Source organism: Vreelandella zhaodongensis, from assembly GCF_013415115.1.
Lineage (GTDB): Bacteria > Pseudomonadota > Gammaproteobacteria > Pseudomonadales > Halomonadaceae > Vreelandella > Vreelandella zhaodongensis.
Genome location: NZ_JACCDD010000004.1, coordinates 192,444 through 217,962 on the forward strand (window position 1 = coordinate 192,444; position 25,519 = coordinate 217,962).

At 52.9% G+C, this 25,519-nt stretch carries 23 protein-coding genes and 3 tRNA genes; 5 read left to right on the plus strand and 21 right to left on the minus strand.

The window, feature by feature from the left end:
- Positions 1–45 precede the first annotated feature (45 nt).
- The 5 genes from ccmE to ccmA form a co-directional block, all read right to left on the minus strand.
- On the minus strand, positions 46–555 hold the full coding sequence (ccmE, locus tag HZS79_RS08975; RefSeq protein ID WP_162218151.1) for a cytochrome c maturation protein CcmE: 510 nt from the start codon (positions 553–555) through the stop codon (positions 46–48).
- Entirely contained in the window at positions 545–811 is a 267-nt protein-coding gene (ccmD, locus tag HZS79_RS08980) for a heme exporter protein CcmD (protein WP_162218152.1), read from the minus strand. Before ccmD ends, ccmE begins: the two co-directional genes overlap by 11 nt.
- A complete protein-coding gene (locus HZS79_RS08985; protein WP_162218153.1) occupies positions 811–1,551 on the minus strand; it encodes a heme ABC transporter permease in 741 nt (246 codons plus the stop codon). Before HZS79_RS08985 ends, ccmD begins: the two co-directional genes overlap by 1 nt.
- A 14-nt stretch (positions 1,552–1,565) precedes the next feature.
- Entirely contained in the window at positions 1,566–2,258 is a 693-nt protein-coding gene (gene ccmB / locus HZS79_RS08990; protein ID WP_179927739.1) for a heme exporter protein CcmB, read from the minus strand.
- A gap of 66 nt (positions 2,259–2,324) precedes the next feature.
- Positions 2,325–2,945 (minus strand): cytochrome c biogenesis heme-transporting ATPase CcmA, encoded by a 621-nt coding sequence (gene ccmA / locus HZS79_RS08995; RefSeq protein ID WP_179927659.1) that lies wholly within the window; start codon positions 2,943–2,945, stop codon positions 2,325–2,327.
- 261 nt (positions 2,946–3,206) lie between these two features.
- On the opposite strand from ccmA, the gene HZS79_RS09000 reads away from it, so the two are divergent.
- Together HZS79_RS09000 and HZS79_RS09005 are read left to right on the plus strand one after the other, a co-directional pair.
- Positions 3,207–3,629, plus strand: a complete 423-nt coding sequence (locus tag HZS79_RS09000) for a LexA family protein (protein WP_162218156.1) — start codon at positions 3,207–3,209, stop codon at positions 3,627–3,629.
- A 27-nt stretch (positions 3,630–3,656) separates the two neighbouring features.
- On the plus strand, positions 3,657–4,274 hold the full coding sequence (locus HZS79_RS09005; protein WP_179927660.1) for an IMPACT family protein: 618 nt from the start codon (positions 3,657–3,659) through the stop codon (positions 4,272–4,274).
- A gap of 119 nt (positions 4,275–4,393) precedes the next feature.
- On the opposite strand, the gene HZS79_RS09010 is transcribed toward HZS79_RS09005, so the two are convergent.
- The 3 genes from HZS79_RS09010 to HZS79_RS09020 all read right to left on the minus strand — a co-directional run bounded on the left by HZS79_RS09010 (position 4,394) and on the right by HZS79_RS09020 (position 7,885).
- Entirely contained in the window at positions 4,394–5,716 is a 1,323-nt protein-coding gene (locus tag HZS79_RS09010; protein WP_162218158.1) for a sodium ion-translocating decarboxylase subunit beta, read from the minus strand.
- A 12-nt stretch (positions 5,717–5,728) separates the two neighbouring features.
- Positions 5,729–7,534, minus strand: a complete 1,806-nt coding sequence (oadA, locus tag HZS79_RS09015) for a sodium-extruding oxaloacetate decarboxylase subunit alpha (protein WP_162218159.1) — start codon at positions 7,532–7,534, stop codon at positions 5,729–5,731.
- A gap of 93 nt (positions 7,535–7,627) precedes the next feature.
- Entirely contained in the window at positions 7,628–7,885 is a 258-nt protein-coding gene (locus HZS79_RS09020) for an OadG family protein (RefSeq protein ID WP_162218160.1), read from the minus strand.
- Between the two features lie 127 nt (positions 7,886–8,012).
- On the opposite strand from HZS79_RS09020, the gene HZS79_RS09025 reads away from it, so the two are divergent.
- Positions 8,013–9,014: a tRNA dihydrouridine synthase gene (locus tag HZS79_RS09025; RefSeq protein ID WP_246311443.1), complete on the plus strand. Its 1,002-nt coding sequence runs from the start codon at positions 8,013–8,015 to the stop codon at positions 9,012–9,014.
- A 145-nt stretch (positions 9,015–9,159) separates the two neighbouring features.
- Here HZS79_RS09025 and HZS79_RS09030 read toward each other — a convergent pair.
- From HZS79_RS09030 to HZS79_RS09070, 9 genes are all read right to left on the minus strand, one after another.
- Positions 9,160–9,236, minus strand: a tRNA-Arg gene (locus HZS79_RS09030).
- A 67-nt stretch (positions 9,237–9,303) separates the two neighbouring features.
- A tRNA-Arg gene (locus HZS79_RS09035) sits at positions 9,304–9,380 on the minus strand.
- Between the two features lie 32 nt (positions 9,381–9,412).
- A tRNA-Ser gene (locus tag HZS79_RS09040) sits at positions 9,413–9,505 on the minus strand.
- A gap of 126 nt (positions 9,506–9,631) precedes the next feature.
- The gene (csrA, locus tag HZS79_RS09045) at positions 9,632–9,820 is read right to left on the minus strand and encodes a carbon storage regulator CsrA (RefSeq protein ID WP_009722197.1); all 189 of its coding nucleotides are present in this window, start codon (positions 9,818–9,820) and stop codon (positions 9,632–9,634) included.
- Between the two features lie 192 nt (positions 9,821–10,012).
- Complete coding sequence (locus HZS79_RS09050; RefSeq protein ID WP_162218161.1) at positions 10,013–11,263, minus strand: aspartate kinase; 1,251 nt, start codon at positions 11,261–11,263, stop codon at positions 10,013–10,015.
- Between the two features lie 99 nt (positions 11,264–11,362).
- A complete protein-coding gene (gene alaS, locus HZS79_RS09055) occupies positions 11,363–13,975 on the minus strand; it encodes an alanine--tRNA ligase (RefSeq protein WP_179927661.1) in 2,613 nt (870 codons plus the stop codon).
- A 170-nt stretch (positions 13,976–14,145) separates the two neighbouring features.
- A complete protein-coding gene (locus tag HZS79_RS09060) occupies positions 14,146–14,607 on the minus strand; it encodes a regulatory protein RecX (protein ID WP_162218163.1) in 462 nt (153 codons plus the stop codon).
- A gap of 52 nt (positions 14,608–14,659) precedes the next feature.
- Positions 14,660–15,721: a recombinase RecA gene (gene recA / locus HZS79_RS09065; protein WP_162218164.1), complete on the minus strand. Its 1,062-nt coding sequence runs from the start codon at positions 15,719–15,721 to the stop codon at positions 14,660–14,662.
- 89 nt (positions 15,722–15,810) lie between these two features.
- A complete protein-coding gene (locus tag HZS79_RS09070; RefSeq protein ID WP_162218165.1) occupies positions 15,811–16,344 on the minus strand; it encodes a CinA family protein in 534 nt (177 codons plus the stop codon).
- Positions 16,345–16,492: 148 nt separating this feature from the next.
- Between HZS79_RS09070 and mutS the strand changes: the two genes are divergently transcribed.
- Positions 16,493–19,060: a DNA mismatch repair protein MutS gene (gene mutS / locus HZS79_RS09075; RefSeq protein WP_162218166.1), complete on the plus strand. Its 2,568-nt coding sequence runs from the start codon at positions 16,493–16,495 to the stop codon at positions 19,058–19,060.
- Positions 19,061–19,206: 146 nt separating this feature from the next.
- Positions 19,207–19,530, plus strand: a complete 324-nt coding sequence (fdxA, locus tag HZS79_RS09080) for a ferredoxin FdxA (protein ID WP_009722190.1) — start codon at positions 19,207–19,209, stop codon at positions 19,528–19,530.
- Between the two features lie 501 nt (positions 19,531–20,031).
- Here fdxA and eno read toward each other — a convergent pair.
- The 4 genes from eno to HZS79_RS09100 all read right to left on the minus strand — a co-directional run bounded on the left by eno (position 20,032) and on the right by HZS79_RS09100 (position 25,491).
- Entirely contained in the window at positions 20,032–21,321 is a 1,290-nt protein-coding gene (gene eno, locus HZS79_RS09085; RefSeq protein ID WP_162218167.1) for a phosphopyruvate hydratase, read from the minus strand.
- Positions 21,322–21,391: 70 nt separating this feature from the next.
- The gene (gene kdsA, locus HZS79_RS09090; protein WP_162218168.1) at positions 21,392–22,261 is read right to left on the minus strand and encodes a 3-deoxy-8-phosphooctulonate synthase; all 870 of its coding nucleotides are present in this window, start codon (positions 22,259–22,261) and stop codon (positions 21,392–21,394) included.
- A 17-nt stretch (positions 22,262–22,278) separates the two neighbouring features.
- Entirely contained in the window at positions 22,279–23,934 is a 1,656-nt protein-coding gene (gene pyrG / locus HZS79_RS09095; RefSeq protein WP_162218169.1) for a CTP synthase, read from the minus strand.
- Between the two features lie 138 nt (positions 23,935–24,072).
- Complete coding sequence (locus tag HZS79_RS09100; RefSeq protein ID WP_162218170.1) at positions 24,073–25,491, minus strand: glutamate synthase small subunit GltD family protein; 1,419 nt, start codon at positions 25,489–25,491, stop codon at positions 24,073–24,075.
- Between the last annotated feature and the right edge of the window lie 28 nt (positions 25,492–25,519).

Here is a 25,519-nt window from a genome sequence, read left to right on the forward strand (position 1 = left end):
CCGAGTTAGCACTAGGCATTGCAACAGACTGCGTCCGATGAGCCGTTAATATTCGCTTGCTTGAGGAACACCTTCTTCTTCAAGGCGCTTCCCCACTTTGGCCGCTTTGGCTTGAAAATCAGCAGGTGAGTAACCAGCTTCTTTCAGCGCCTGCGCCACCTCTGGCGGCATGTAGTTCTCATCATGGCGAGCGAGCACTTTATCGGCATAGAGGCGACCATCGGCTTGCAACTGCCCTACCACCACGACGCCCTGCCCTTCGCGGAAAAGGTCCGGCAGAATACCGCTGTAATAAACCGTTAGATCATCCACGTAATCGGTCACGGTAAATTCAACATCGAGACTTTCAGCATCACGAGACACTGATCCCTCTTTGACCATTCCACCTGCCCTGATTTGGCGATCCATCGGCGCATCGCCCTGAGCAATTTGCACGGGACTAAAGAACAGGTTGATATTGGCGCGCAGCGCATACAGCGTTAAGCCAACGGCAATTGCCGTTAGTGACACAAGTCCTAAAATAACAAACAGCTTTTGTTTACGTTTAGGCGTCATTGCGAACGTCCCCTTGAACAGAGTTAACCGGCACTTGCGCTGTAGGCGAGTGAGCAACTGCCCCACGCTGTAGAGCGTCGCGATGCGCATTTTCACGCCGCACACGGCGTTTCACGCCGCGGAGTAATTGACGACGCTCGTGCCGCGCATGCCACACGATCACCAGCATTAATAGCGCAGTAACGCCCCAAGCGGCCCATACATAAGGCCCATGACCACCCATGGCAAGAAATTCATTAAGCGAGGAAAAGGCCATTAGCTTGCCTCCTCTACTAATTCGCGCACCCACCGTTTATTCACTTCTCTACGCAGAATTTCGCTGCGGGTACGTGTCAACGTCAGTGCAATAAAAAAACAGTAAAACCCAAGCACCATAATCAGTAGCGGTAACCACATTTCCATGGGCATTGCCGCACGTCCTGTAATCGTGAACGTAGCGGGCTGATGAAGGGTGTACCACCAGTCCACGGAGTATTTAATGATCGGAATATTAATCACCCCCACCATGGCCAACACCGACGCTGCACGCGAGCCACTATCGCGGCTGCTAAATGCCCCGCGCAACGCGATTACGCCTAAATATAAGAACAGCAAAATCAGCATGGAGGTCAGGCGAGCATCCCACATCCACCACGTACCCCAGGTGGGCACTCCCCAAACGGCCCCAGAAAAAAGCGCTATAAATGTCATTGCCGCGCCAAGAGGTGCCATCACAGCCGCTGCCATATCAGCCACTTTGATTTTCCACACCATAAACACAACACCTGAGACAGCCATAGAAACAAAAATAGACTGGGCTAAAAATGCCGCTGGCACGTGCACGTATATAATGCGGAAGCTATTGCCCTGCTGATAGTCTGCGGGTGCAAACACTAGTCCCCAAACAGTACCAACAACCAACAGTAGCGCCGCTACTGCCCAAAACCAGGGCTGGAGCTTGGTGCTAATCGCATAGAACCACTTGGGTGATCTCAGTTTGTTAATAAAGGCCCACATGGTGTTCCCGTCCTTTAACCGTTAATACTGATACGCAGTGATGCAGCGATGGCCCATGGTGCGAGCATTAGTGACACCGTAAATAACGCTCCCAAAATGGCCAGATGTGGCGCTATTCCATCACCCAAAATGGCTGCTTGCACGGCACCGGCACCAAAAATAAGTACTGGAATATAAAGAGGTAGTACCAGCAGCGATAGCAACACCCCCCCTCTGGCTAAACCAACCGTCAAAGCAGCACCGATCGCTCCAATTAAACTAAGGCTGGCAGTGCCAACCGCAAGCGACAGTGCCAATACGGCGTAACTGCCTGCGGGAAGCGCCAACATAATACCTAACACCGGCGCCATCAGCGCTAATGGCAACCCCGTTAGTAACCAGTGAACCGCTACTTTTGCCAGTCCAAGCGCCGCCAACGGGTGCGGTGCGAGCAACAGTTGCTCAAGGCTGCCATCGTCATAGTCGCCACGAAACAAACTATCCAAAGAGAGTAATGCCGCCAGCAGCGCGGCAACCCACAGCAACCCAGGCGCTATCGACGCAAGCAGTTCTGGGTCTGGCGAAATACCAATAGGAAAAAGAGTGATTACCAAGGCAAAAAAAACCAACGGGTTTAATACTTCGCCTCGGCGCCGCAGCATTAGCGTTAAATCACGCTTAAACGTGGCGCTAACCGCAACAAGGAGCCCACCCGGAGCGGCATGCATCGACACTTCCGGGGTGCTGATAGGGGTACTGATAGTGGCGTGTGAACGTTGCAACGCTGTCTCCTCCTACCCCAACTGAACGCGCCTAAGCACAGACGAAGCAGTTAACTCATGATGCGTGGTCACTAGAACACACCCACCCGCTTGAGCATGTGCAATAAGCTGTTTTTCGAGTGCATCAACACCGTCACGGTCAATCGCCGTAAATGGTTCATCAAGCACCCAGAGCGCACGCTGCGTTAGCGTTAACCTTGCCAGTGCAACACGCCGCTGTTGTCCCGCTGAAAGCTGGCCAGCTGGAACATCCTCAAATCCAGTTAGCCCGACAGCTGCCAACGCTTTCTCACGCTGAGTTTCACTGCCTTTATCACCGCTAAGCGCTTGGTACCAAGCGAGGTTTTCTAGTGGAGAAAGACCTGTTTTAACGCCAGGTGCATGCCCTAAATAGAGTAAATTTGCGAGAAAATGTTCACGGACTTGACGCATTGGTGCGTCATTCCAGTAAAGCTCGCCACTGTAGTCACTTAGCTGACCTGAGAGAATTTTTAACAGCGTCGTTTTACCACTGCCATTAGGCCCCTCTATACGTACGATCTCACCACTACGAATATCGAGATCAAGCCCTTCAAACAACCAACGGTCATCGCGTTCACAGGCCAGTTTTCGGGCTTGCAGGCACAGGCTCAAAGGTCTCTCCAGGCGCATTAATTTTGGGTCGAACTCTACACGGAAAGGCCCTTTCCCGCCAGTCACACTCTGCGGCCTTGGGTCGCAGCGTGACTCATATCAACTTCCACTTAGGAAAGTCAGCTATCAAACAGCACTAGCACTGTATGCAAAAACAGGTTTATACTCCAAATACTGTATAGAAAAACACCACAAGACAAAAACACAGCTATCTGCTCAATCATACGCCTAGGGAGCGGGCGCTGCATTGGAGAAAATAGAATGACGATGTCGATGCCATTACCCTCACTCGCTGCACATCAAGGACTGTCTCAAGGGGCGGCTCAATCACCTTCTCAGGTCAGCACTTCAGCGACTCGCCAAGCTTATCCGGCGCCTCGCGTAACGCGACGCAATACTTACGCGTTACGGGTAAGGGGCGATAGAATGCGTGAATGCAACTTATTCGATGGTGATGTCATCATTATTCGTCGCCACCAGCACGGCAGCCATCAAGAAACGGCTATCGCAACCATTAACCAGCGGGAAGTCGCTCTAAAACAGCTTTCGATCAGTCGGCTCGGAGTTCACTTATGGCCTGAAGATACAGCCATCCCAGCTGTCTTCCTGCATAATTGTGATATCCAGGTGTTAGGGATGGTAATGGGCGTAGAACATCACGCCAAGCACTCCCAACACCATTGATCCACGATTCTTTCAGGGGAGCATCGATTGCGTTACCGAGTCCCAGACCTAGCGCCCAACGTATGGCACGCTACGACGATCGAGATTGAAAAAAGCCAGTTCATTACCTGGATATGTCACGCTCCTAGCAATACCGCCTTTGATGCGTTGTTACAGGCGGCAAAGACGACGCACCCTGGCGCAAGCCATCACTGTAGTGCGTTTATTGCGGGGCCTCCTGGGGAGCAAACACACATTGGCTTTTCCGATGACGGTGAGCCGGGCGGCACGGCAGGCAGACCCATGTTCCAAGCCCTGCAGGGTAGCCATACAGGTGAAATTGGCTGTGTCGTCATTCGCTACTTTGGCGGCACAAAATTAGGCACTGGCGGCCTGGCCCGCGCCTATGCTCAAGCAGTCAATACAGGGCTTGAGACACTGCCACGCCGAGAAGTCGTCGAGCGAGACAACTATCAACTAAGCATTAGCTTTGCCCATGAAGCCATGGCACGGGCATGGTGCGACGAACAGCAAATCCCTATTCATCAAGTCGATTACAGCGGCAATGGGGTGTGCTTAACCATCGGCTGGCCACGAGACGTTGCGCTAGATCTTACTGCGCTCGAAAACCGCCTAAAAATGACACTCGACATTCAGAAGGCCTAACCGCCGCTGTTACATAGTCAGGCCGAAAAAACTCACATAACAAAAACGCGACTTAAGCGAGCATTTGCTCGAATAAGCCGCGTTAACGGACTATGCGTATATTCATACGCTGGGTGAGTTTAGCTTAGGTACTTAATCATCACCCCTGCGGCGACCGCTGAGCCGATGACACCGGCCACATTGGGGCCCATCGCATGCATCAGCAGGAAGTTATGCGGGTTCGACTCCAAACCAACCTTATTGGCTACCCTTGCTGCCATCGGCACCGCTGAGACGCCGGCAGCACCGATCAATGGGTTGATTGGCATTTTACTCATCACGTTCATCAACTTCGCCATAAGAATACCTGCCGCCGTGCCAATAGCGAAGGCCACCATGCCCAGCGCCATGATGCCCAGTGTCTCCATTGCCAAGAAAGCATCAGCCATCAAACGCGAGCCTACCGCCAAGCCCAAAACAATAGTGACGATGTTAATCAGAGCGTTCTGAGCCGTGTCGGTCAGGCGCTCAACAACGCCACACTCGCGCATTAAATTACCGAAGCAGAACATACCTAACAGCGGAGCAGCATCAGGCAAGAAGAGCGCCACCAGCATCAACAGGGCCAGCGGGAAGATGATCTTCTCAAGCTTCGACACTGGACGCAGTTGCGTCATGGCGATTTCGCGCTCTTTCTTGGTGGTCAGCAACCTCATAATCGGTGGCTGAATCATCGGCACCAGCGCCATATAAGCATAAGCGGCCACCGCGATAGCACCCAACAACTCTGGCGCTAACATGCTTGAGACGTAAATCGACGTTGGGCCGTCGGCGCCACCGATAATACCAATTGCCGCTGCTTGCTCGATGGAGAAATCCATCCAACCCATAGCCGACATGCCGACTGCACCAAAGACAGTGGCAAAAATACCAAACTGCGCCGCAGCGCCTAAAAACAGCGTACGCGGATTAGCAAGTAGTGGGCCAAAATCGGTCATCGCGCCTACACCCATAAAGATGATCAGCGGCGCAATCCCAGAGGCAATAGCGATGTTATAGAAGGTGTAAAGCATGCCATCGCCATAACCAACGTTCATAGCAACATCTCTGGCAGCGCGCAGTTGATCTGGTGCGGCGGCATCATCAGCAATCGTCTTTAATGACTCTCGCCATGCTTCTGCGCCACTCAATGGATCAAGCGTTGCACCCAGCGCGGATGCTATCTGATGCAAAACCGCTGGCTGCGCTACGTCAATGGCGTGATCAAGAGCGGAGATAGCCAACCCTGCCTCAGGAATGTTGGCAAGAATACCGCCAAACCCGATTGGTACCAGCAGGAGCGGTTCAAACTTCTTATAGATAGCCAAGTAGAGCAACCCAAGCCCTACCAGGACCATAACCGCCTGACCAAGCTCAAGGTTATAAAGCCCCGAGCCCTCCCATAAGGTGATTAATTTATCCATTGCCGAATGCCCTTAAAGCTCGATCAGCGAGTCGCCAACAGCAACGCTGTCGCCCTCACTGACGTTAACTTTCGATACGGTACCGGCGCAGCTGGCACGCACTTCGGTTTCCATTTTCATGGCTTCCAAAATAATCACCACATCGCCTTCCGCCACTTTGTCACCTGGGCGCACGTTAACCTTGAAAATGTTACCTGCGAGCGGCGCATCGATGCTTTCTCCACTTGCCACAGGCGCGGCCTCTTTAGAAGGCGCAGCGACTTGTTCTTGGACATCCCCTATTTCGCCACCTTCAGACACTTCTACAACAAACGCTTTGCCGTTGAGCTTAACGGTGTACGTTTCAGGGCCGCTGCTGGCCACAGGCGCTTTGCTTTCGGCTTTTGCCGGTAGGTTAGCGCTTTTTGCCTCAGCCACCTGAGGCACTGGCTCGAAGGCATCAGGATTATCACGATTTTTCAGGAACTTGAGACCTATCTGCGGAAACAGTGCGTAGGTTAACACGTCATCTATTTCGCGCTCGCCGTCCGCAATACGAATACCATCGGCACTGGCCTTCTCTTTAAGCTCACTCGCCAGCCTGTCCATTTCTGGCGACAGGTTATCTGCAGGGCGGCAGGTGATCGGCTCACCGCCTTCCAATACGCGTTTTTGCAGCTCTGCATTAAACGGCGCAGGCGCGGAGCCGTATTCACCTTTTAATAGCGCTTGGACTTCTTTGGAAATGGACTTGTAGCGCTCCCCCATCATGACGTTCATCACTGCCTGGGTGCCGACAATTTGAGAGGTCGGTGTTACCAAAGGAATAAAGCCAAGGTCTTCACGAACGCGAGGGATTTCATTCAACACGTCGTCGAGTTTATCGCCAGCGCCCTGCTCTTTTAGCTGACCTTCCATATTGGTGAGCATGCCGCCTGGCACCTGAGCGATCAGAATGCGCGAGTCAATACCCCGTAGCGAGCCTTCGAACGCGGCATACTTTTTACGCACTTCACGGAAATAGCTGGCGATATCTTCCAGCAGCTCTAAATCCAGCCCTGTATCGCGATCAGTATCTTTCAACATAGCCACCACAGACTCGGTAGGACTATGGCCGTAAGTCATGGACATGGAAGAAATAGCCGTATCGACGTTATCAACACCTGCTTCTACCGCCTTCAGAATGGTGGATGTCGACAGACCCGTCGTTGCGTGGCAATGCAGGTGGACGGGAATCGACAGCTCTTTTTTCAACCGTGTCACAAGGTCATACGCGATATAGGGGGTTAAAAGCCCAGCCATATCCTTGATAGCCAGGGAATCTGCGCCCATTGCGGCAATGGTTTTCGCAAGATCGACCCAGCTATCCAGGGTATGTACCGGGCTGACCGTATAAGAAATAGTGCCTTGTGCATGACCGCCCACGTTGCGAACCGCTTTGATCGCGCGCTCCAAGTTACGCGGGTCGTTCATGGCATCAAAAACACGAAATACATCAACGCCGTTCGTTTTTGCACGCTCAACAAACTTATCTACCACGTCATCAGCGTAATGACGGTAGCCTAATAAGTTCTGGCCGCGCAGCAGCATCGCTTGCGGAGTATTCGGCATGGCCTCTTTCAATGCCTGAATACGCTCCCATGGATCTTCCCCCAAATAGCGGATACAAGAATCAAACGTCGCGCCACCCCAGGTCTCTAATGACCAATAGCCGACTTTGTCTAACTTTTCAGCAATGGGCAGCATGTCATCAAGGCGCATACGGGTGGCAAACAGCGACTGGTGGGCATCGCGGAGAACAACATCTGTGATTCCCAGAGGACGTTTTGTTTCATTCATGATCAAGGCTCACACTATTAGCGTTATGAATTTGTAGTAAATTTAACAAAAAAATTATCAATGGAGCGGTAGGATAGCTACAAAAAAAGGGTCTTATTTACGCCGTGAAGAACGATAACGATGCACTGCAGCACTGATGACTGCCATTACCTCTTCGCTCTGGTCATTCTGTGCGGAGGATTTCGCGCTTTTTCCGCCGCTCGGCACAGCCGGTGGAACGGGCTGAAAACGGCCAATAAGCTTTGACATTAGCGTGACGCTAATTACCAAAACCGTAAGAAAAACAAAAACAAACCCCATACCCAGCCCCATGAGAGCAAGCCCTTCATGGAGCAACTCAGCATCTTGCATACCGCATTCTCCTTGTTTCAAATGCTTATCGGCACACTAACAGCCTCTAAAGGCGCTTGGCGCAGTGAGGCTAATGCACTAACCTGCCACATCCAGGATAGATTGCAATCGCGCCATAGTGGAAGTCATGGTTGTTAATTTACTACATAAAGGCAAGATAGGCCTAGCGCCTATGGAAGGCGTCATCGACAGCCTCACGCGTGACATACTGACCCGGCAAGCAGGATTTGATTGGTCGGTGACAGAGTTCGTCAGGGTGGTGGATGCACGCCTCCCCCCTCGCGTGTTTTACAAACACTGCCCAGAGCTTACTGCGCGCCCTGTCGCCACCCCCAGCGGCGTCCCTGTGCATCTGCAGCTTCTGGGCTCAGACCCAGCAACACTCGCCAGCAACGCACGCCAAGCACTGTCATTAGGCGCTATTAGCATAGACCTTAACTTTGGCTGCCCCGCCAAACTCGTTAATCGCCATGATGGTGGCGCATCGCTACTACGCCAGCCAGATCGCGTTTTTAACGCCGTTCGGGCGGTGGCAGACGCATTGGGCGGCGAAATTCCTGTCACTGCTAAAATTCGCCTCGGCTTTTCAGATCGCCGCCTAGCCGTGACCTGCGCGCAGGCTACTGAAGCTGGCGGCGCAGCACAACTGGTTGTGCACGGCCGGACACGGGATGAAGGCTACCGACCACCTGCACACTGGGAATGGATCGGCAAAGTTCGCCATCAAGTATCCATACCTGTCGTCGCGAATGGTGATATATGGACGCTTGAGGACTACTGGAAAGCGCGCACCCTATCTGGGTGTCAAGATGTCATGCTTGGGCGTAGCGCGCTGTCAGACCCCTGGCTTGCCCCTCGCATACGACACTGGCAACTCACCGGCGAACGACTACCTGACACCACATGGGAAATGCGGGCTAACGTACTAAAGGAGTACGCTTCTCTCCAACGCCAGAAACTCCCCGACCGCGTCGTGGTATCACTTGTTAAGCAGTGGCTAGCACAAATGCGCCAAGGCAATACCGAGGCCAACGGATACTTTCATCACTTAAAACGCATGACCGATCTCAACACACTTTTGAACGCCCTAACACCCAACACTCCCTTACGGATCCCAGAGCCAGCATAAAACGCAGTTTATGCTGGCCAAAAAAAAAGCGCCCTTCCGCAGTTGCGGGGGCGCTTGACACGATCACAAGACCAAAGCGCGAGCCACATTGGTCTGGCTAGAAAGCAGAAAACCCGCTCTAATATTAGAGCGGGTTTTAATAATCTGGCGCGCCCGGGAGGATTCGAACCTCCGACCCCCTGATTCGTAGTCAGGTACTCTATCCAGCTGAGCTACGGGCGCTAAACAGTCATACTAAGTGCTTAAATCTTAATAAACATTGTAACATCAATTACTTCTAATTAAAAGATGGCGCGCCCGGGAGGATTCGAACCTCCGACCCCCTGATTCGTAGTCAGGTACTCTATCCAGCTGAGCTACGGGCGCTTATCCAAATTACTGATGCTACTTAATGCAGTTGGCGGAGAGAGAGGGATTCGAACCCTCGATAGGGCTATAAACCCTATACTCCCTTAGCAGGGGAGCGCCTTCAGCCACTCGGCCACCTCTCCTCAACAGCACGGCGCGAATGTTACCGATTATGATGGCTGGTGTCCAGCCCTGTGCCGATTTTTTTCGCGCCGACCTGCTCTCTTACCGCTCAAGCGCCCTTTAATAGGCGCAATATAGGCGTCCAACTATTCAGATTCACTTTCGCTATTACGTTCACGCTGGATACGCTGGTAAATCTCTTCACGGTGAACTGCAACGTCTTTCGGCGCATTAACGCCGATACGCACTTGATTACCTTTCACACCTAACACCGTGACGGTGATTTCATCACCGATCATCAGCGTTTCGCCAACACGGCGGGTTAAGATGAGCATGGCTGATCTCCTTCTCAGACGTTTAGTACAACGGGATGTGTCCGCTAGAAGCGACACCAGGCTATTATGCGGTACGGTGTCGCCGTCACCAATGGCTCAAGCCCCTATGACACCTTAACCTCCCGTTGAAAGAAAGCTCACCACCACAAGGCAGCAAGTACCCTTCAGCGTAGAAGGTTTAGCGTGCAATTGTTATTCAGATTCGATATCAGACTTATCCAAACCGAATGCTTTGTGTAAGGCGTTTACTGCGAGCTCCATATGCTTTTCATCAATAACGACGGAAATTTTAATTTCCGACGTGGAAACCATACGGATATTGACGTTCTCATCGGCCAAAACACGGAACATTTTCGAGGCAACACCTGCATGAGATCGCATACCAACACCTACTAGCGATACTTTGGCAATATTATCATCGCCACGCAGCTCACCACCGCCTAGATCCGGAATTACCGTCTCTTCAAGCAACTTCTTAGTCGCTTTGTAATCACCTTTGGCAACGGTAAAGGTGAAGTCGGTGTAATCACCGGCAGGCGCCACGTTTTGTACAATCATATCGACTTCGATATTGGCGTCTGCAATCGGACCAAGAATACGCGATGCCACACCAGGTACATCAGGCGTGTTCAATAGAGTCAACTTGGCTTCGTTTTTCGTAAACGCGATACCGGAGATTAACGGTTCTTCCATAGAGTCCTCGTCTTGGTCTGCTTCTGCAACAATTAGGGTACCGGGGCCTTCTTCAAAGCTCGACAGCACACGAAGTGGTACGTTGTATTTACCAGCAAATTCGACGGCGCGAATCTGTAACACTTTGGAGCCTAGACTTGCGAGCTCGAGCATTTCTTCCACGGTAATGCTCTCAAGACGCTGAGCCTTGGAACACACGCGGGGATCCGTGGTGTAGACACCATCAACATCGGTATAAATTTGACACTCATCAGCCCCAAGCGCAGCAGCAAGTGCAACGCCTGTTGTATCTGAACCACCACGCCCAAGCGTCGTAATATTGCCGTCTTCATCAACGCCCTGAAAGCCAGCCACGACAACCACTTTGCCTTCATCAAGATCAGATTTCAGGTCATCGGTTTCAATGCGCTGAATACGCGCTTTGGTGTAAGCGCTATCGGTATGAATACCAACCTGAGCACCGGTATGAGACGTAGCAGAAACACCAATTTGTTGAAGCGCCATCGCTAACAATGAAATAGTGACTTGCTCGCCTGTTGAGAGCAGCATATCCATTTCACGCGGTGCGGGTTCATCATTTAATGCATTTGCCATATCGGTCAGGCGGTTAGTTTCTCCGCTCATCGCTGAGACCACCACCACTACTTGGTGGCCTTGGTCGCGAAAGCCTTTAACCTTTTCCGCCACGGCCTTGATACGGTCGACAGAGCCCACCGAGGTGCCGCCGAACTTCTGTACGTATAATGCCATATGCCGTTTTTTCCTATAGGTTCGGGAATGGAGGGTGCATGTTATTATTACTATTTAACAAAAGGCCGGTAGCACAGATAGTGCCACCGGCCTTTGTATTTAGCTAAGTGTATTTTTCAACCAAGCCGGTACGCTGTCTAATGCAGCTGGTAAAGCGTCAGGCTGACTTCCTCCCGCTTGGGCCATATCAGGGCGACCGCCGCCCTTGCCGCCTACCTGCGAAGCCACATGATTAACTAATTCACCTGCTTTTACACGGCCGACTAAATCTTGGGTAACCCCTGCAATTAAGCTAACTTTACCCGCTGTGGCATCCGCCACACCCAGCAGGATAACACCGGAGCCTAGCTTGTTTTTCAACTGATCTAATACACCGCGCAAATCTTTACCGGAAACGCCCTCAAGCTGGGTAACCAACAAATTAACACCGTTAATTTCTTGAACTTGGCTAAGCATATCACTGCCCGCCGCGCTAGCCAGCTTGGCTTTTAGTTGCTCAAGCTCTTTTTCCAGGGAACGGTTGCGCTCAACCAATGACTCAACTCTCGCTTCCACCTGCTCGGGCTTGGTTTTCAGGCGCTCACCAAGCCGCTGAACACGGGCTTCCTGCTCGCGGAAATAAGCCAGCGCGTTTTCGCCAGTGATCGCTTCAATACGGCGTACACCGGAAGCAATACCCACTTCGCTAATGACATGGCAGCAGCCAATGTCGCCGCTGCGACTAACATGGGTACCGCCACACAGCTCAATAGAGAAGTCATCAGCACCAATAGTTAGCACCCGTACGTTATCGGCATATTTTGCCTCAAACAGCGCGGCGGCTCCTTTGGCTTTCGCTTCTTCCAAGCTCATCTGTTCCGTTTTAGTCGGCGCATTCGCCAAAATCTGCTCATTTACTAGCCGTTCTACTTCCGCTATCTGCTCAGCAGTCATCGGTTCGAAGTGGCTAAAGTCAAAACGCAGTCGCTCAGCATTTACCAGCGAGCCTTTCTGCTGGACGTGGTCACCCAGCACCATACGCAGTGCTTTGTGCAGCAAGTGAGTCGCTGAGTGATTGCGGATGGTAGCGCTACGCAAGCTGGCATTTACCTCGCCTCGCACATTCGCGCCTACGCTGAGCGCTCCGTCTACCATGATACCTTGGTGAAGGTGATGGCCACTCTGCTTCTGGGTGTCGGTTACCTGAAAGCGACCGCCATCAACGTATAAGTAACCGGTGTCGCCCACCTGGCCACCCGACTCACCGTAGAATGGCGTACGATCCAGTACAACGGTGCCTTTCTGCCCCATTTCCAAGGCAGCGAGGGCATTGCCCTCACTATCCACGATAGCCGTTACCGTCGCCTGCTCTTCCAGATGCTCGTAGCCGGTAAACTGAGTTTCGCCTTCTAGGTCAATAGAAGTGCTGTAGTCTGCACCAAACTGGCTAGCAGCCCGCGCCCGCTCACGCTGCGCCTCTAATTCACGCTGGAAGCCAGCTTCGTCCAACGTGACTTCACGCTCGCGGCAAACATCAGCGGTCAGGTCGAAGGGAAAACCGTAGGTATCATAAAGCTTGAAGACAGTCTCACCAGGCAGCACGTCCCCCTGAAGCGCTTCAAGCGCCGCATTCAATAGCCCCATGCCGTGATCCAACGTGCGAGCAAATTGCTCTTCTTCTTTAAGTAGCACGCGGGCTATTTGTTCACTCGCTTCACGCAGCTCAGGGTAGGCATCGCCCATTTCGGCATCCAGTGCCGCAACCAGCTTGTGGAAAAACGGCTCGGAAGCACCAAGTTTGTGCCCATGACGAATCGCTCGGCGAATAATACGACGCAACACATAGCCGCGCCCTTCGTTAGAAGGCAGTACGCCGTCTACAATCAAAAACGCACAAGAGCGAATGTGGTCGGCAATCACGCGTAGCGACGGCGTGGTGGTGTCCGCATGGCCCGTCGCTTCGGCGGCGGCTTTTAGCAGATTTTGGAACAGATCGATTTCATAGTTGGAGTGGACACCTTGCATGACAGCCGCCACACGCTCCAAGCCCATACCAGTATCAATAGAGGGCTTGGGCAGCGGGTGTAGTGTGCCTGACGCATCACGATCGAACTGCATAAAGACGAGGTTCCAGATCTCGATATAGCGGTCGCCATCCTCTTCCGGACTGCCAGGCGGGCCACCCCATACCTCGGGTCCGTGGTCGTAAAAGATCTCCGAGCATGGGCCGCAGGGGCCAGTATCACCCATTTGCCAGAAGTTATCTTTTGCACCGATACGCGCGATGCGTTCGTGAGGCACTCCAATTTCGTCGGCCCAGATGCTGTAGGCCTCATCGTCTTCAGTAAATACCGTGACCCATAACTTATCGGCAGGCAGCCCAAGTCGTTCGGTTAGAAACTGCCAAGCGAAACGAATAGCGTCGCGCTTGAAGTAATCGCCAAAACTGAAATTGCCTAGCATTTCGAAAAAAGTATGGTGACGCGCCGTGTAGCCAACGTTATCTAGATCGTTATGCTTACCACCAGCACGCACACAACGCTGGGCTGACGTGGCCCGCACATAGGGGCGCGGGTCGCGGCCAAGAAAGACATCTTTAAAGGGCACCATGCCTGCATTAGTGAACAATAGAGTGGCATCGTTGCCAGGTACCAGTGAACCTGTTGGCACAATGGTGTGCCCCTGTTGTTCAAAATAATCAAGAAAGGCCTGTCTAAGTTCTGCGCTTTTCATAGGGTATCCGTGACAATAAAGCGTGATGCCCCAGGGCGCTGTCGCCGCTACCCGCTGGGGTCGCAAAAAGGGGCATTATAACGCAGTTGTCAAACGACTAAAGCCGCAGTTAGTGGCAGAACGAAAACAGATGGTGAAAAAACAACCATAAAAGGCTTACATCGAGGAAATTACAAGCAAGACAACGCGTAACGTATTTGTTCAAAATCAAAGCCACGCGTGGCGAGAAAGCGTTCACGTTTAGCCCGCTCTTTAGGCGTATCACCTGGCGTGGAAAAGCGCCGCCTCAAGGTATCACAAGCGAGTTCGAACCAGTCCACGGCTTCGCGCTCTTCAACTGAGGCAAGGGCAGTTCTTAATGTTTCTTGATCCACACCCCGCTGACGCAGCTCGCCTTTAATACGGATAACCCCCTGACCACGAAAAATCCGTGAACGTATAAAGCTTTCGGCAAAACGCTCATCGGATTGCAAGTTCTGCTCTGCCAGGGTGTCCAGGCAAACCGTAATCTCATCAGGCTGAAAGGATTTTTGTTGCAGCTTACACGCCAGCTCGGCGCGAGAGTACTCGCGCCGAGCCAGCAGTTGAATAGCAACTTCACGTGGCGTTAACTCACCACTGGAAGAAAACATAGCGCTCACTCAACGGATTAATTGAGAAAACGGCATGGCACCGTAACACGACTTATAGCAAGTCATCATCGCTCTCAACGGCGGCATCTTCAGCCAGCGTTTCTTCTTTTTTCGGATCGGGTGGAGCAAGTAACTTCGCGCGAATTTGCGCCTCAATCTCTTCCATAATTTCCGGATGCTCTTCTAAATACTGCGCCGCATTGGCTTTACCCTGACCGATTTTTTTGCCTTTGTAGCTGTACCACGCACCTGCTTTATCGACCAAGCTGCACTGCACGCCCAGGTCAATGACCTCACCGGCATGATAGATACCCTTACCGTAGAGAATCTGGAACTCGGCTTGACGGAACGGGGGGGCCACCTTGTTCTTCACCACTTTAACGCGCGTTTCATTCCCCGTGACTTCGTCGCCCATCTTCACCGAACCGGTGCGGCGAATATCCAGGCGCACACTGGCATAGAATTTAAGCGCATTACCGCCAGTCGTGGTTTCGGGGCTACCGAACATCACACCGATCTTCATGCGGATCTGGTTGATAAACACCACTAAGCAGTTGGCGTTTTTAATATTACCGGTAATTTTACGCAGTGCCTGGGACATCAAGCGCGCTTGCAGGCCAACGTGGGAGTCGCCCATTTCGCCTTCGATTTCGGCACGCGGCGTTAATGCCGCCACGGAGTCGATCACAATCACGTCAACACCACCCGAACGCACCAACATATCGGTAATTTCCAGCGCCTGCTCACCGGTATCCGGCTGGGACACCAGCAGGTCATCCAGGTTAACGCCCAGTTTTTCGGCGTAGCTTGGATCCAGGGCGTGTTCAGCGTCGACAAATGCACACACTTTGCCCTGCTTTTGCGCCTGGGCAATGACTGAGAGTGTCAGTGTGGTTTTACCCGACGACTCTGGGCCATAAATTTCGCATACACGCCCAAACGGCAACCCGCCGATACCCAGCGCGATATCCAGGCCCAACGAACCGGTAGACACTGACGGCATGACCACACGCGGTGCGTCGCCAAGGCGCATCACGGTTCCTTTACCAAACTGGCGGTCAATCTGGCTGAGTGCAGCGTTTAGCGCTTTCGTGCGGTTGTCATCCTGAGCCATGCAGAAACTCCTCGTAACAAGCTGTATAATTAGCCAGTAGTATGCCAAAGATTAGCGGCTAAACAAATCCTCAGCACCATATTTAATATTTATTTCTTTTCACTGCCTTTCGCCTGCGCCATCAATCGTGCCACCAACCCAGCCAACGCTTCACGCACAGCCTGTTCGCGCACCGCCTGCCGGTCACCATGAAAGTAGAATCGCTCTGCTTGTTGGCTTTCTGCACTGCCCCATGAAAGCCACACCGTACCTACCGGTTTCTCTTGACTGCCGCCATCAGGCCCAGCCACCCCGCTCACTGCAACGGCTAAGCGAGCACCACTTGCTAAGCAAGCACCTTTTACCATGGCATTAACGACCTGCTCGCTAACTGCTCCATGGGCTTCAAGCACAGCGCCAGGCACATTCAACATACGCGTTTTGGCGGCATTGGAGTAGGTAACATAGCCTGCCGTAAAATACGCGGAGCTGCCCGCAACAGAGGTGATTGCACTGGCAATACCGCCCCCAGTACAGGACTCTGCCGTGGTCACTTCGACGCCAAGCTGCTGGCAAAGTCGTCCCAACCGTTGGGCAAGCAGCGACAGATCCAGATTCTTTAGGCTTGAAACGCTGGGTGCCATAGTGACTCCTTCATGTGAGACCTTAGTTCAGCGTAGAATACAGCGTTTAGCTTTCTCAAAGAAATTGCTCAAAGAAATTGCTCAAAGAAATCGCCAATGAACATGCCGCAAGCTGAGATTGCTTGCGCTACGCTCAACCAGGACGCTCATGTCACAGGCCAGCCCCGCTCACACGCCAATGATGGCGCAATATCTTAAGATCAAACGCGATCACCCAGAGGTACTTCTGTTTTACCGGATGGGGGATTTTTATGAGCTATTTTTCGATGATGCCAAGCGCGCTGCTGCGCTACTGGACATCACCCTGACCCAGCGCGGTCAGTCGGGCGGCAAGCCCATTCCTATGGCGGGCGTACCCTACCACAGCGCTGAAGGCTATTTAGCTCGGCTGGTAGGCGCAGGTGAGTCAGTCGCCATTTGTGAGCAGATAGGCGACCCCGCTACCAGCAAAGGTCCTGTGGACCGCCAAGTGGTACGCATCGTGACCCCTGGCACGCTTCACGATGAAGCCCTTCTGGATGCCCGCCGCGATAATGTATTGGTCGCCGCTGCCCCCGGCAAAGACAGCTGGGGTCTTGCGTGGCTGGAACTTTCCAGCGGACGCTTCAATGTCTTGGAAGTGGAAAGCGAAGCCGAAATGCTGGCTGAGCTAACTCGCTTGTCACCCGCCGAGCTATTAGTCCCCGAAAGCCTGACGCTGCCCGATGCATGGTCACAAAAGCGCAGCCTACGGCGTCAAGGAGAGTGGCTGTTTGACTTGGACAGCGCCACTCGCAGCCTGTGCGATCAGTTTGAAGTCCAGGATTTACGTGGCTTTGGGTGCGCACATTTAACTACCGCACTTATCGCTGCGGGGGTACTGATCGATTACGCCCGAGACACCCAGCGCTCACGCCTGCCCCACGTAACGGCCATTAGCGTCGAAAACCGCGATGATGCCGTGGTGATTGACGCCGCCAGCCGACGCAATTTGGAAATTGACATTAACCTTGGCGGCAGTGGCGATAACACCTTAGCCAGTGTGTTAGACACCTGTACCACCGCCATGGGATCTCGGCTATTAAAGCGCTGGCTTAACCGACCACTGCGCCAGCGTGATGTTGTGGAAGGCCGCCAGGCGGGTGTGGCGCTACTCTCCATAGACGCCGCCTATATGGCACTACGTGAAACCTTAAGCGATGTGGGAGACGTCGAGCGTATTCTTGCCAGGGTAGCACTCTACAGTGCCCGCCCGCGGGATTTAGCACGCCTGCGCGACGCACTCGTCACATTACCTGCTCTGGAACAACTGCTCAGTGAGATTGATAGCGGCAGCATTCTGGATACCCTTAAACCACACATTCGGCCCTATCCAGACATCGCGGATACCTTAACCCGCGCGCTGGTTGAGAATCCGCCGGTGGTGATTCGTGATGGCGGCGTGATTGCCAACGGCTTTGACGCCGAGTTAGATGAACACCGCGGCATGGCAGAAAATGCCGGTGACTACCTAGTTCAGCTTGAGTTGCGTGAGCGCGAGCGTACTGGCCTCGCCAATTTGAAAGTCGGCTATAATCGAGTTCATGGCTACTTTATTGAATTACCTCGCTCTCAGGCACAGCAGGCGCCCGCTGACTATATTCGCCGTCAAACACTCAAAAATGCTGAACGCTTTATTATCCCCGAGCTAAAAGAGTTCGAAGACAAAGCACTCTCAGCCAAGTCTCGGGCTCTTACACGAGAAAAATGGCTATATGATCGCTTGATGGGTGAGCTCAACGCGGCGCTCCACCCTCTGCAAAACACCTCACGGGCGTTGGCAGAACTTGACGTACTATGCGCCTTTGCCGAGCGCGCCGAGGCGCTTAATTGGGTTCGTCCACAGCTAAGTGATGCCACTGGCCTCAGAATTAGCGCTGGCCGACACCCAGTGGTTGAACACGTTAGTGAAACACCCTTCGTTCCCAACGATGTCACGCTAACGCCTGAGCAACACATGCTCATCATTACCGGCCCGAACATGGGTGGTAAGTCAACCTATATGCGCCAAACTGCGCTCATCGCTCTGCTGGCGCATAGCGGCAGCTTCGTGCCTGCCGATAGCGCAGAAATAGGCCCAGTGGATCGTATTTTTACCCGTATTGGTTCATCAGACGACCTAGCAGGTGGGCGCTCTACGTTTATGGTCGAGATGACCGAAACCGCCAATATTCTGCACAACGCGACTGAACATAGCCTGGTATTGATGGACGAAATTGGCCGTGGCACCAGCACCTTTGACGGCCTTTCGCTGGCCTGGGCAAGTGCCGAATATTTAGCTGATGCGCGGGCACTAACGCTGTTTGCCACTCACTACTTTGAAATGACCGCACTACCGGAGCAGGCCGAAGGCGTGGCTAACATCCATCTGACTGCCACCGAGCATGGCGACAGCATCGTGTTTATGCACCGCATTGAGAAAGGCCCTGCCAGCCAGAGCTATGGCTTACAGGTGGCACAGCTAGCGGGCGTTCCCAGCCACGTGATCCGCAGAGCCCGTGAAAAACTAATGACTCTGGAACAAAAAGATGTCACCGAGTTGCAGCGCCCTAATAGCATGCACGCCGCTCCGCAGCAAAACGACTTATTTGCCAGCACACCACACCCTGTGGTGGAAGCACTAGGCAAGGCCGATGTAGACGATTTAACACCCCGCGAAGCACTGGCGCTGCTGTACCAATGGCGGGAACTGTTGTAATGAGGTAAACCGAGCGCTTGCCGCCACGTAAGGGCACCACTAGAATGTCGCCCATACTATTTTAGCTTATAAAAAACGACTGATTTATAACCATTCACTATTGACCACGACCGGGTGCTGCCCGGTCCCGCAAGAGGGATAGCAAGATGACGTTTGTCGTTACCGAGAACTGCATCCAGTGCAAATACACCGACTGTGTGGAAGTCTGCCCGGTCGACTGCTTCTACGAAGGCCCCAACTTCCTGGTAATTCACCCAGATGAGTGCATTGACTGCGCCCTGTGTGAACCGGAGTGTCCCGCAGAAGCGATCTTCTCTGAAGACGAGCTGCCGGATGGCCAAGAACAGTTTATTGAGATCAACGCTGAATTAGCCGACGTATGGCCGAATATTGCCGAGAAAAAAGACCCGCTGCCTGATGCAGAAGAGTGGGACGGCAAAACTGGTAAGCTTGAAAAGCTGGAGCGTTAGTCGCGCAAACAGACTATTTTCCAGACCAGCGCTTGCGCTGGTTTTTTTGTGCGCAGTTTTGACTCCAAGCCTCATTGCTACTTAGCCTGGGGAAACAGGCAAAAAAAGGCGGCCCGTAGGCCGCCCGCTCCAAGCACTTCCTAATGACCACTCCGTGTGTCAACTTCCTCAGGTACGATCCTTGCCAGGGCTCACCTCAATGTGTCACCCAGCGTACCTGCCTGCATCCCGTTGCATCCTGCCTAAAGCATCCTTGCCTCCCCTGTCCTGATAGTATTGTGGCAGAAAGCCATTTCAACTCAAGCGGCCCAAAACGACAAAAGGCGAACCATTGCGGCTCGCCTTATTTTAAACAACTACATTAAAATCAAAAGCTTAATGAAAAACCATCGAGAATAAAGAGGTTTTTTTGTGCCAATTTAGGCGAATATCACCCGTATTTGTAAGAGATCTCTTACAAAATTTTGAGAGATCTCTTACACGCCAGCGCCCACTTAGCGCTTATTGGCCTTTAATAGCCTGCAAACCAGGATAGGTGACATCACCAAGCTCTGCTTCGATCACCAACAAACGGTTATATTTTGCAACGCGGTCAGAGCGGCACAAGGAACCCGTTTTGATTTGACCTGCACAGGTACCCACCGCCAAATCAGCAATGGTGGTATCTTCAGTTTCGCCGCTGCGGTGAGAAATAACCGCCGTGAAGCCAGCATCCTGAGCCATCTTGATCGCATCCAGCGTCTCAGACAACGAACCGATCTGGTTGAACTTAATCAGGATTGAATTACCAATTTGCTCGTCGATACCCCGCTTAAGAATCTTGGTGTTGGTAACAAACAAGTCATCGCCAACCAGCTGTACCTTGTCGCCCAGCTTGTCAGTTAGCGCTTTCCAGCCTGCCCAATCAGATTCGTCCATACCATCTTCGATGGATACGATCGGGTAGTCCGCACAAAGGCCGGCCAAATAATCGGCAAAGCCTTCTGCATCGTAGCTTTTGCCTTCGCCAGCTAGGTTGTACTGGCCATCTTTGTAGAACTCGGAAGAGGCACAATCAAGCGCCAAGGTAACGTCTTTACCCAGTGCGTAACCGGCATCAGCAACAGCTTGCTTAATAATCGCCAGGGCATCTGCGTTAGATGCCAGGTTAGGGGCAAAACCGCCCTCGTCACCCACTGATGTAGAAAGACCTTTGGCAGACAGTACTTTTTTCAATGCGTGAAAAATTTCCGCGCCCATCCGCAAGCCTTCACGGAAGTTCGCCGCACCTACTGGCTGCACCATGAACTCTTGGATATCAACGTTATTGTCAGCGTGCTCGCCACCGTTAAGAATGTTCATCATCGGCACCGGCATGCTGTACTGACCCGGCTGGCCATAAAGCTCGGCAATGTGCGCATACAGTGGCACACCTTTCGCGTTGGCAGCGGCTTTAGCGGCAGCCAGCGACACCGCCAGAATGGCATTCGCGCCCAGGTTAGCTTTATTTTCAGTGCCATCTAGGGTCAGCATTGCGTCGTCCAGTCCACGCTGGTCGCGCGCATCCATTCCCAACAACGCATCACTGATTTTACCATTCACGGCCTCAACGGCTTTTAAAACGCCTTTTCCAAGGTAGCGTGTCTTGTCGCCATCGCGCAGTTCGAGCGCTTCGCGGGAGCCAGTCGAAGCACCGCTGGGCGCGCACGCTTCACCTACGGCGCCACTTTCCAGGCGAACCATGGCCTGAACTGTCGGGTTGCCGCGGGAATCGAGCACTTCTAGTGCGCTGATTTCAACAATTTTGGTCATAACAGTGTCCTTTGGTTGTCAGTCTAATGGATGATTGTGGGTCCAATGTATACCATGTTTGCTGTCGCGATTAACGGATGGTCAAAGGCGCAAATCCCTTCACCAAGGCATCTAACTGCGAAAGCTGAGTCAAAAATGGCGCTAATTGATCCAGCGGCAGTGCGCAGGGCCCATCACACTTAGCATTATCTGGGTCAGGATGAGCTTCTAGGAAAATCCCCGCTAAACCAACGGCAACACCCGCACGGGCCAGCTCTGCCACTTGGGCACGACGGCCATCGGCACTGTCCGCACGGCCACCTGGGCGCTGCAAGGCATGGGTGACGTCGAAGAACACCGGATAGCCGGTCTGCTTCATATCACCAACGCCCAGCATATCCACCACCAGATTGTTATAGCCAAAGCTGGTACCACGCTCACACAGCATTAAGCGATCGTTACCGGCTTCCTGAAACTTGGTGAGGATATGGCGCATTTCGTGAGGTGCGAGAAACTGCGGTTTTTTGATATTAATCGCAGCGCCAGTATTAGCCATCGCCACCACCAGGTCGGTCTGGCGGGCAAGAAACGCTGGCAACTGAATAATATCGGCGACTTCAGCCGCGGGTTCAGCCTGCCAAGGCTCGTGAACGTCGGTAATAATGGGCACGCCGTAGCGCGCTTTAATATCCGCTAGAATCTGCAAACCTTTCTCTAGTCCAGGTCCGCGATAAGAGTGGATCGAGCTACGATTTGCTTTATCAAAGCTTGCCTTAAACACATAAGGCATCCCGAGCTTCTGCGTCACATTAACGTAGGCCTGTGCCACTTCATCAGCGAGCTCCGCCGACTCCAGCACATTCATGCCGCCGAATAACATTAGCGGCAAAGAATTGCCGGCGGTTAGGCCGGCAACGTTAATATGACGCTCTGGAAAGGGTGATTGAGAAGTCGAAGACATGTTATTCGCTCTCCCTCTTATTCCTGAGTCGTTGTATGAGCGCGCGTACGTGCCGTTTTGTGCTCTAAGGCAGCGTTAACAAACCCAGAGAAAAGCGGATGTCCGTCACGCGGTGTCGACGTAAATTCCGGGTGGAATTGACACGCCACGTACCACGGGTGATCAGCAAGCTCTACCACTTCTACCAAGGATTGATCGACACTCTTACCAGAAATCACCAACCCCGCCTGCTCCAGCTCATCAATAAACTGGTTATTGACTTCAAAGCGGTGTCGGTGACGCTCGACAATCTCATCAGCACCGTAGGCTTCGCGGGCTTTGCTACCGGATGCCAGGTGACAGACCTGACCGCCTAGTCGCATGGTGCCGCCTAAGTCAGACGCTGCGTCACGCAGCTCGATCTTGCCTTCAGCGTTAATCCACTCGGTAATCAAGCCCACCACCGGGTGTTTGGTGTCGTGGGTAAATTCGGTAGAGTTAGCATCTTTCCAGCCTGCCACATTGCGGGCAAACTCGATAACCGCCACCTGCATCCCCAGACAAATACCCAGGTAGGGAATATTGTTCTCACGAGCAAACTGCGCAGTAAGAATTTTTCCTTCCACACCGCGCTCGCCGAAGCCACCAGGTACTAAGATGGCATCTTTGCCAGCCAGCCGTTCGGTACCATGGTGCTCAATATCTTCAGAGTCAATATAGTCGACATTGACTTTAATGCGCCCTTGAATGCCTGCATGAATAAGCGCTTCGTTAAGCGACTTATAGGCATCCAGCAGTTCCATGTACTTACCCACCATGGCAATGCTCACCGACTTAAGCGGATTCAGCTTGGAATCCAGCACCTTAATCCATTCCGAAAGGTCGGCTGGCTCTGCTTCAAGGCGCAGCTTGTCACAGACGATATCGTCCAGGCCATGCTCGTGAAGCATTAACGGAATGCGATAAATGGTATCGGCATCCTGTAACGGTACAACGGCACGCTCTTCTACGTTAGTGAACAGGGCGATTTTGCGACGCTCGCTCTCTTCAAGCTCTACTTCACTACGGCAAATCAAAATATCCGGCTGGATACCAATCGAGCGTAGCTCTTTGACGCTGTGCTGAGTCGGCTTGGTTTTGGTCTCACCGGCGGTCTTGATGTACGGCACCAGCGTGAGGTGCATGTAAATCGCGCGGCTAGCACCAAGTTCGCTGCGAATCTGGCGAATCGACTCAAGGAACGGCAGTGATTCGATATCACCTACTGTGCCGCCGATTTCCACCAGCGCCACGTCAAAGCCTTCACCGCCCGCATAGACGCGCTGCTTAATTTCATCGGTAATGTGAGGGATGACCTGAACGGTGCCCCCCAGGTAATCACCACGGCGCTCTTTGCGCAGCACACTCTCGTACACGCGGCCAGTGGTGAAGTTGTTCCCTTGGGTCATTTTGGTGCGAATAAAGCGCTCGTAGTGCCCTAGATCCAAGTCCGTCTCGGCGCCATCTTCGGTGACGAACACCTCGCCGTGCTGGAAAGGACTCATGGTGCCCGGGTCCACGTTGATGTAGGGGTCGAGCTTGAGCATGGTGACCTTAAGGCCGCGGGCCTCTAGAATCGCCGCCAGCGAGGCCGACGCGATGCCCTTGCCAAGAGAGGACACAACGCCGCCGGTCACGAAGATATATCGTGTCATGGAAAACCTGTCGAAACGTGATCAAAAGGCGTAACAGAAAGCCACACCAGGATGGGATGACAGAATAGCAGAGTACGCCTAAAGGCTCAATTTGAACTGCAGGTGGCAGAGGGGCGAAGACGCCCCTCACTATCAAAACTAAACGCCTAGGTAATCCAAAATCCCCTCAGCAGCTTGGCGGCCTTCGTAAATCGCGGTGACCACCAGGTCAGAGCCGCGCACCATATCGCCACCGGCAAAAATTTTCTCATTGCTGGTTTGGTAGGCGTACTGGCCGTGCTCTGGCGCTTTTACGCGATCACGCTCATCGACCTGGATGTTGGCGCTATCGAACCACGGTGCTGGGCTTGCCTGAAAACCAAATGCCACCACAACTGCGTCGGCGGCAATAATTTCTTCAGACCCAGGCACCACTTCAGGACGTCGACGGCCATTTTCATCGGGCTCACCCAAACGGGTGCGAACTACTTTAACCCCTTCGACATGCTCTTCGCCCACCACTGCAACCGGCTGGCGGTTGAACAGAAACTCAACGCCCTCCTCACGCGCATTGGCGACTTCACGACGGGAGCCCGGCATATTCTCTTCATCACGACGATAAGCACAGATCACGCTGTCGGCGTTCTGGCGAATCGAGGTGCGGTTACAGTCCATGGCCGTGTCACCACCACCAAGCACCACCACACGCTTACCTTCCATCGAGATAAAGTCGTTAGGATCTTTTTCAAAGCCTAACCGGCGATTAACGTTGGCGATCAGGAAATCCAGCGCTTTATACACGCCAGGCAAATCTTCGCCTGGGAAGCCGCCTTCCATGTACTTATAGGTACCCATTCCCAGGAAAACAGCGTCGTACTCCTGCAGCAGCGTGTCGAATTCGATGTCGGTGCCAATTTCGGTATTCAGACGAAACTCAACACCCATCTCTTCAAAGACGGCACGACGACGCTCCATCACGTTCTTTTCTAGCTTGAATTCTGGAATACCGAAGGTCAGCAGACCGCCAATCTCAGGGTATTTATCAAACACTACCGGCTTGACGCCGTTGCGCGCCAGGATATCCGCGCAACCCAGACCCGCCGGCCCCGCGCCCACGATGGCGACCTTCTTGTCGGTCCACTCTACCTTAGACATATCCGGACGCCAGCCCATGGCAAACGCAGTGTCAGTAATGTACTTCTCCACCGAGCCAATGGTGACCGCACCAAAGCCATCGTTCAGCGTACAGTCGCCTTCACATAAGCGGTCTTGCGGGCATACGCGGCCACAGACTTCCGGCAGTGAATTGGTTTTGTGTGACAGCTCAGCAGCTTCAATAATATTGCCTTCCACCACCAGCTGAAGCCAGTTGGGAATATAGTTATGTACTGGACACTTCCACTCGCAGTACGGATTACCGCAGTGCAGGCAACGATGCGCCTGGCTCGCCGCATCAGTGGGTTTAAAGGGCTCATAAATTTCAGCGAACTCTTTTGACCTCATATGTGCGGCTTTTTTCTGTGGGTCTTGACGACCCACATCAACAAACTGGAAATCGTTATTTAAACGGCTAGCCATAATCTCTCTCCTCGAAGCGTAGGCTCTG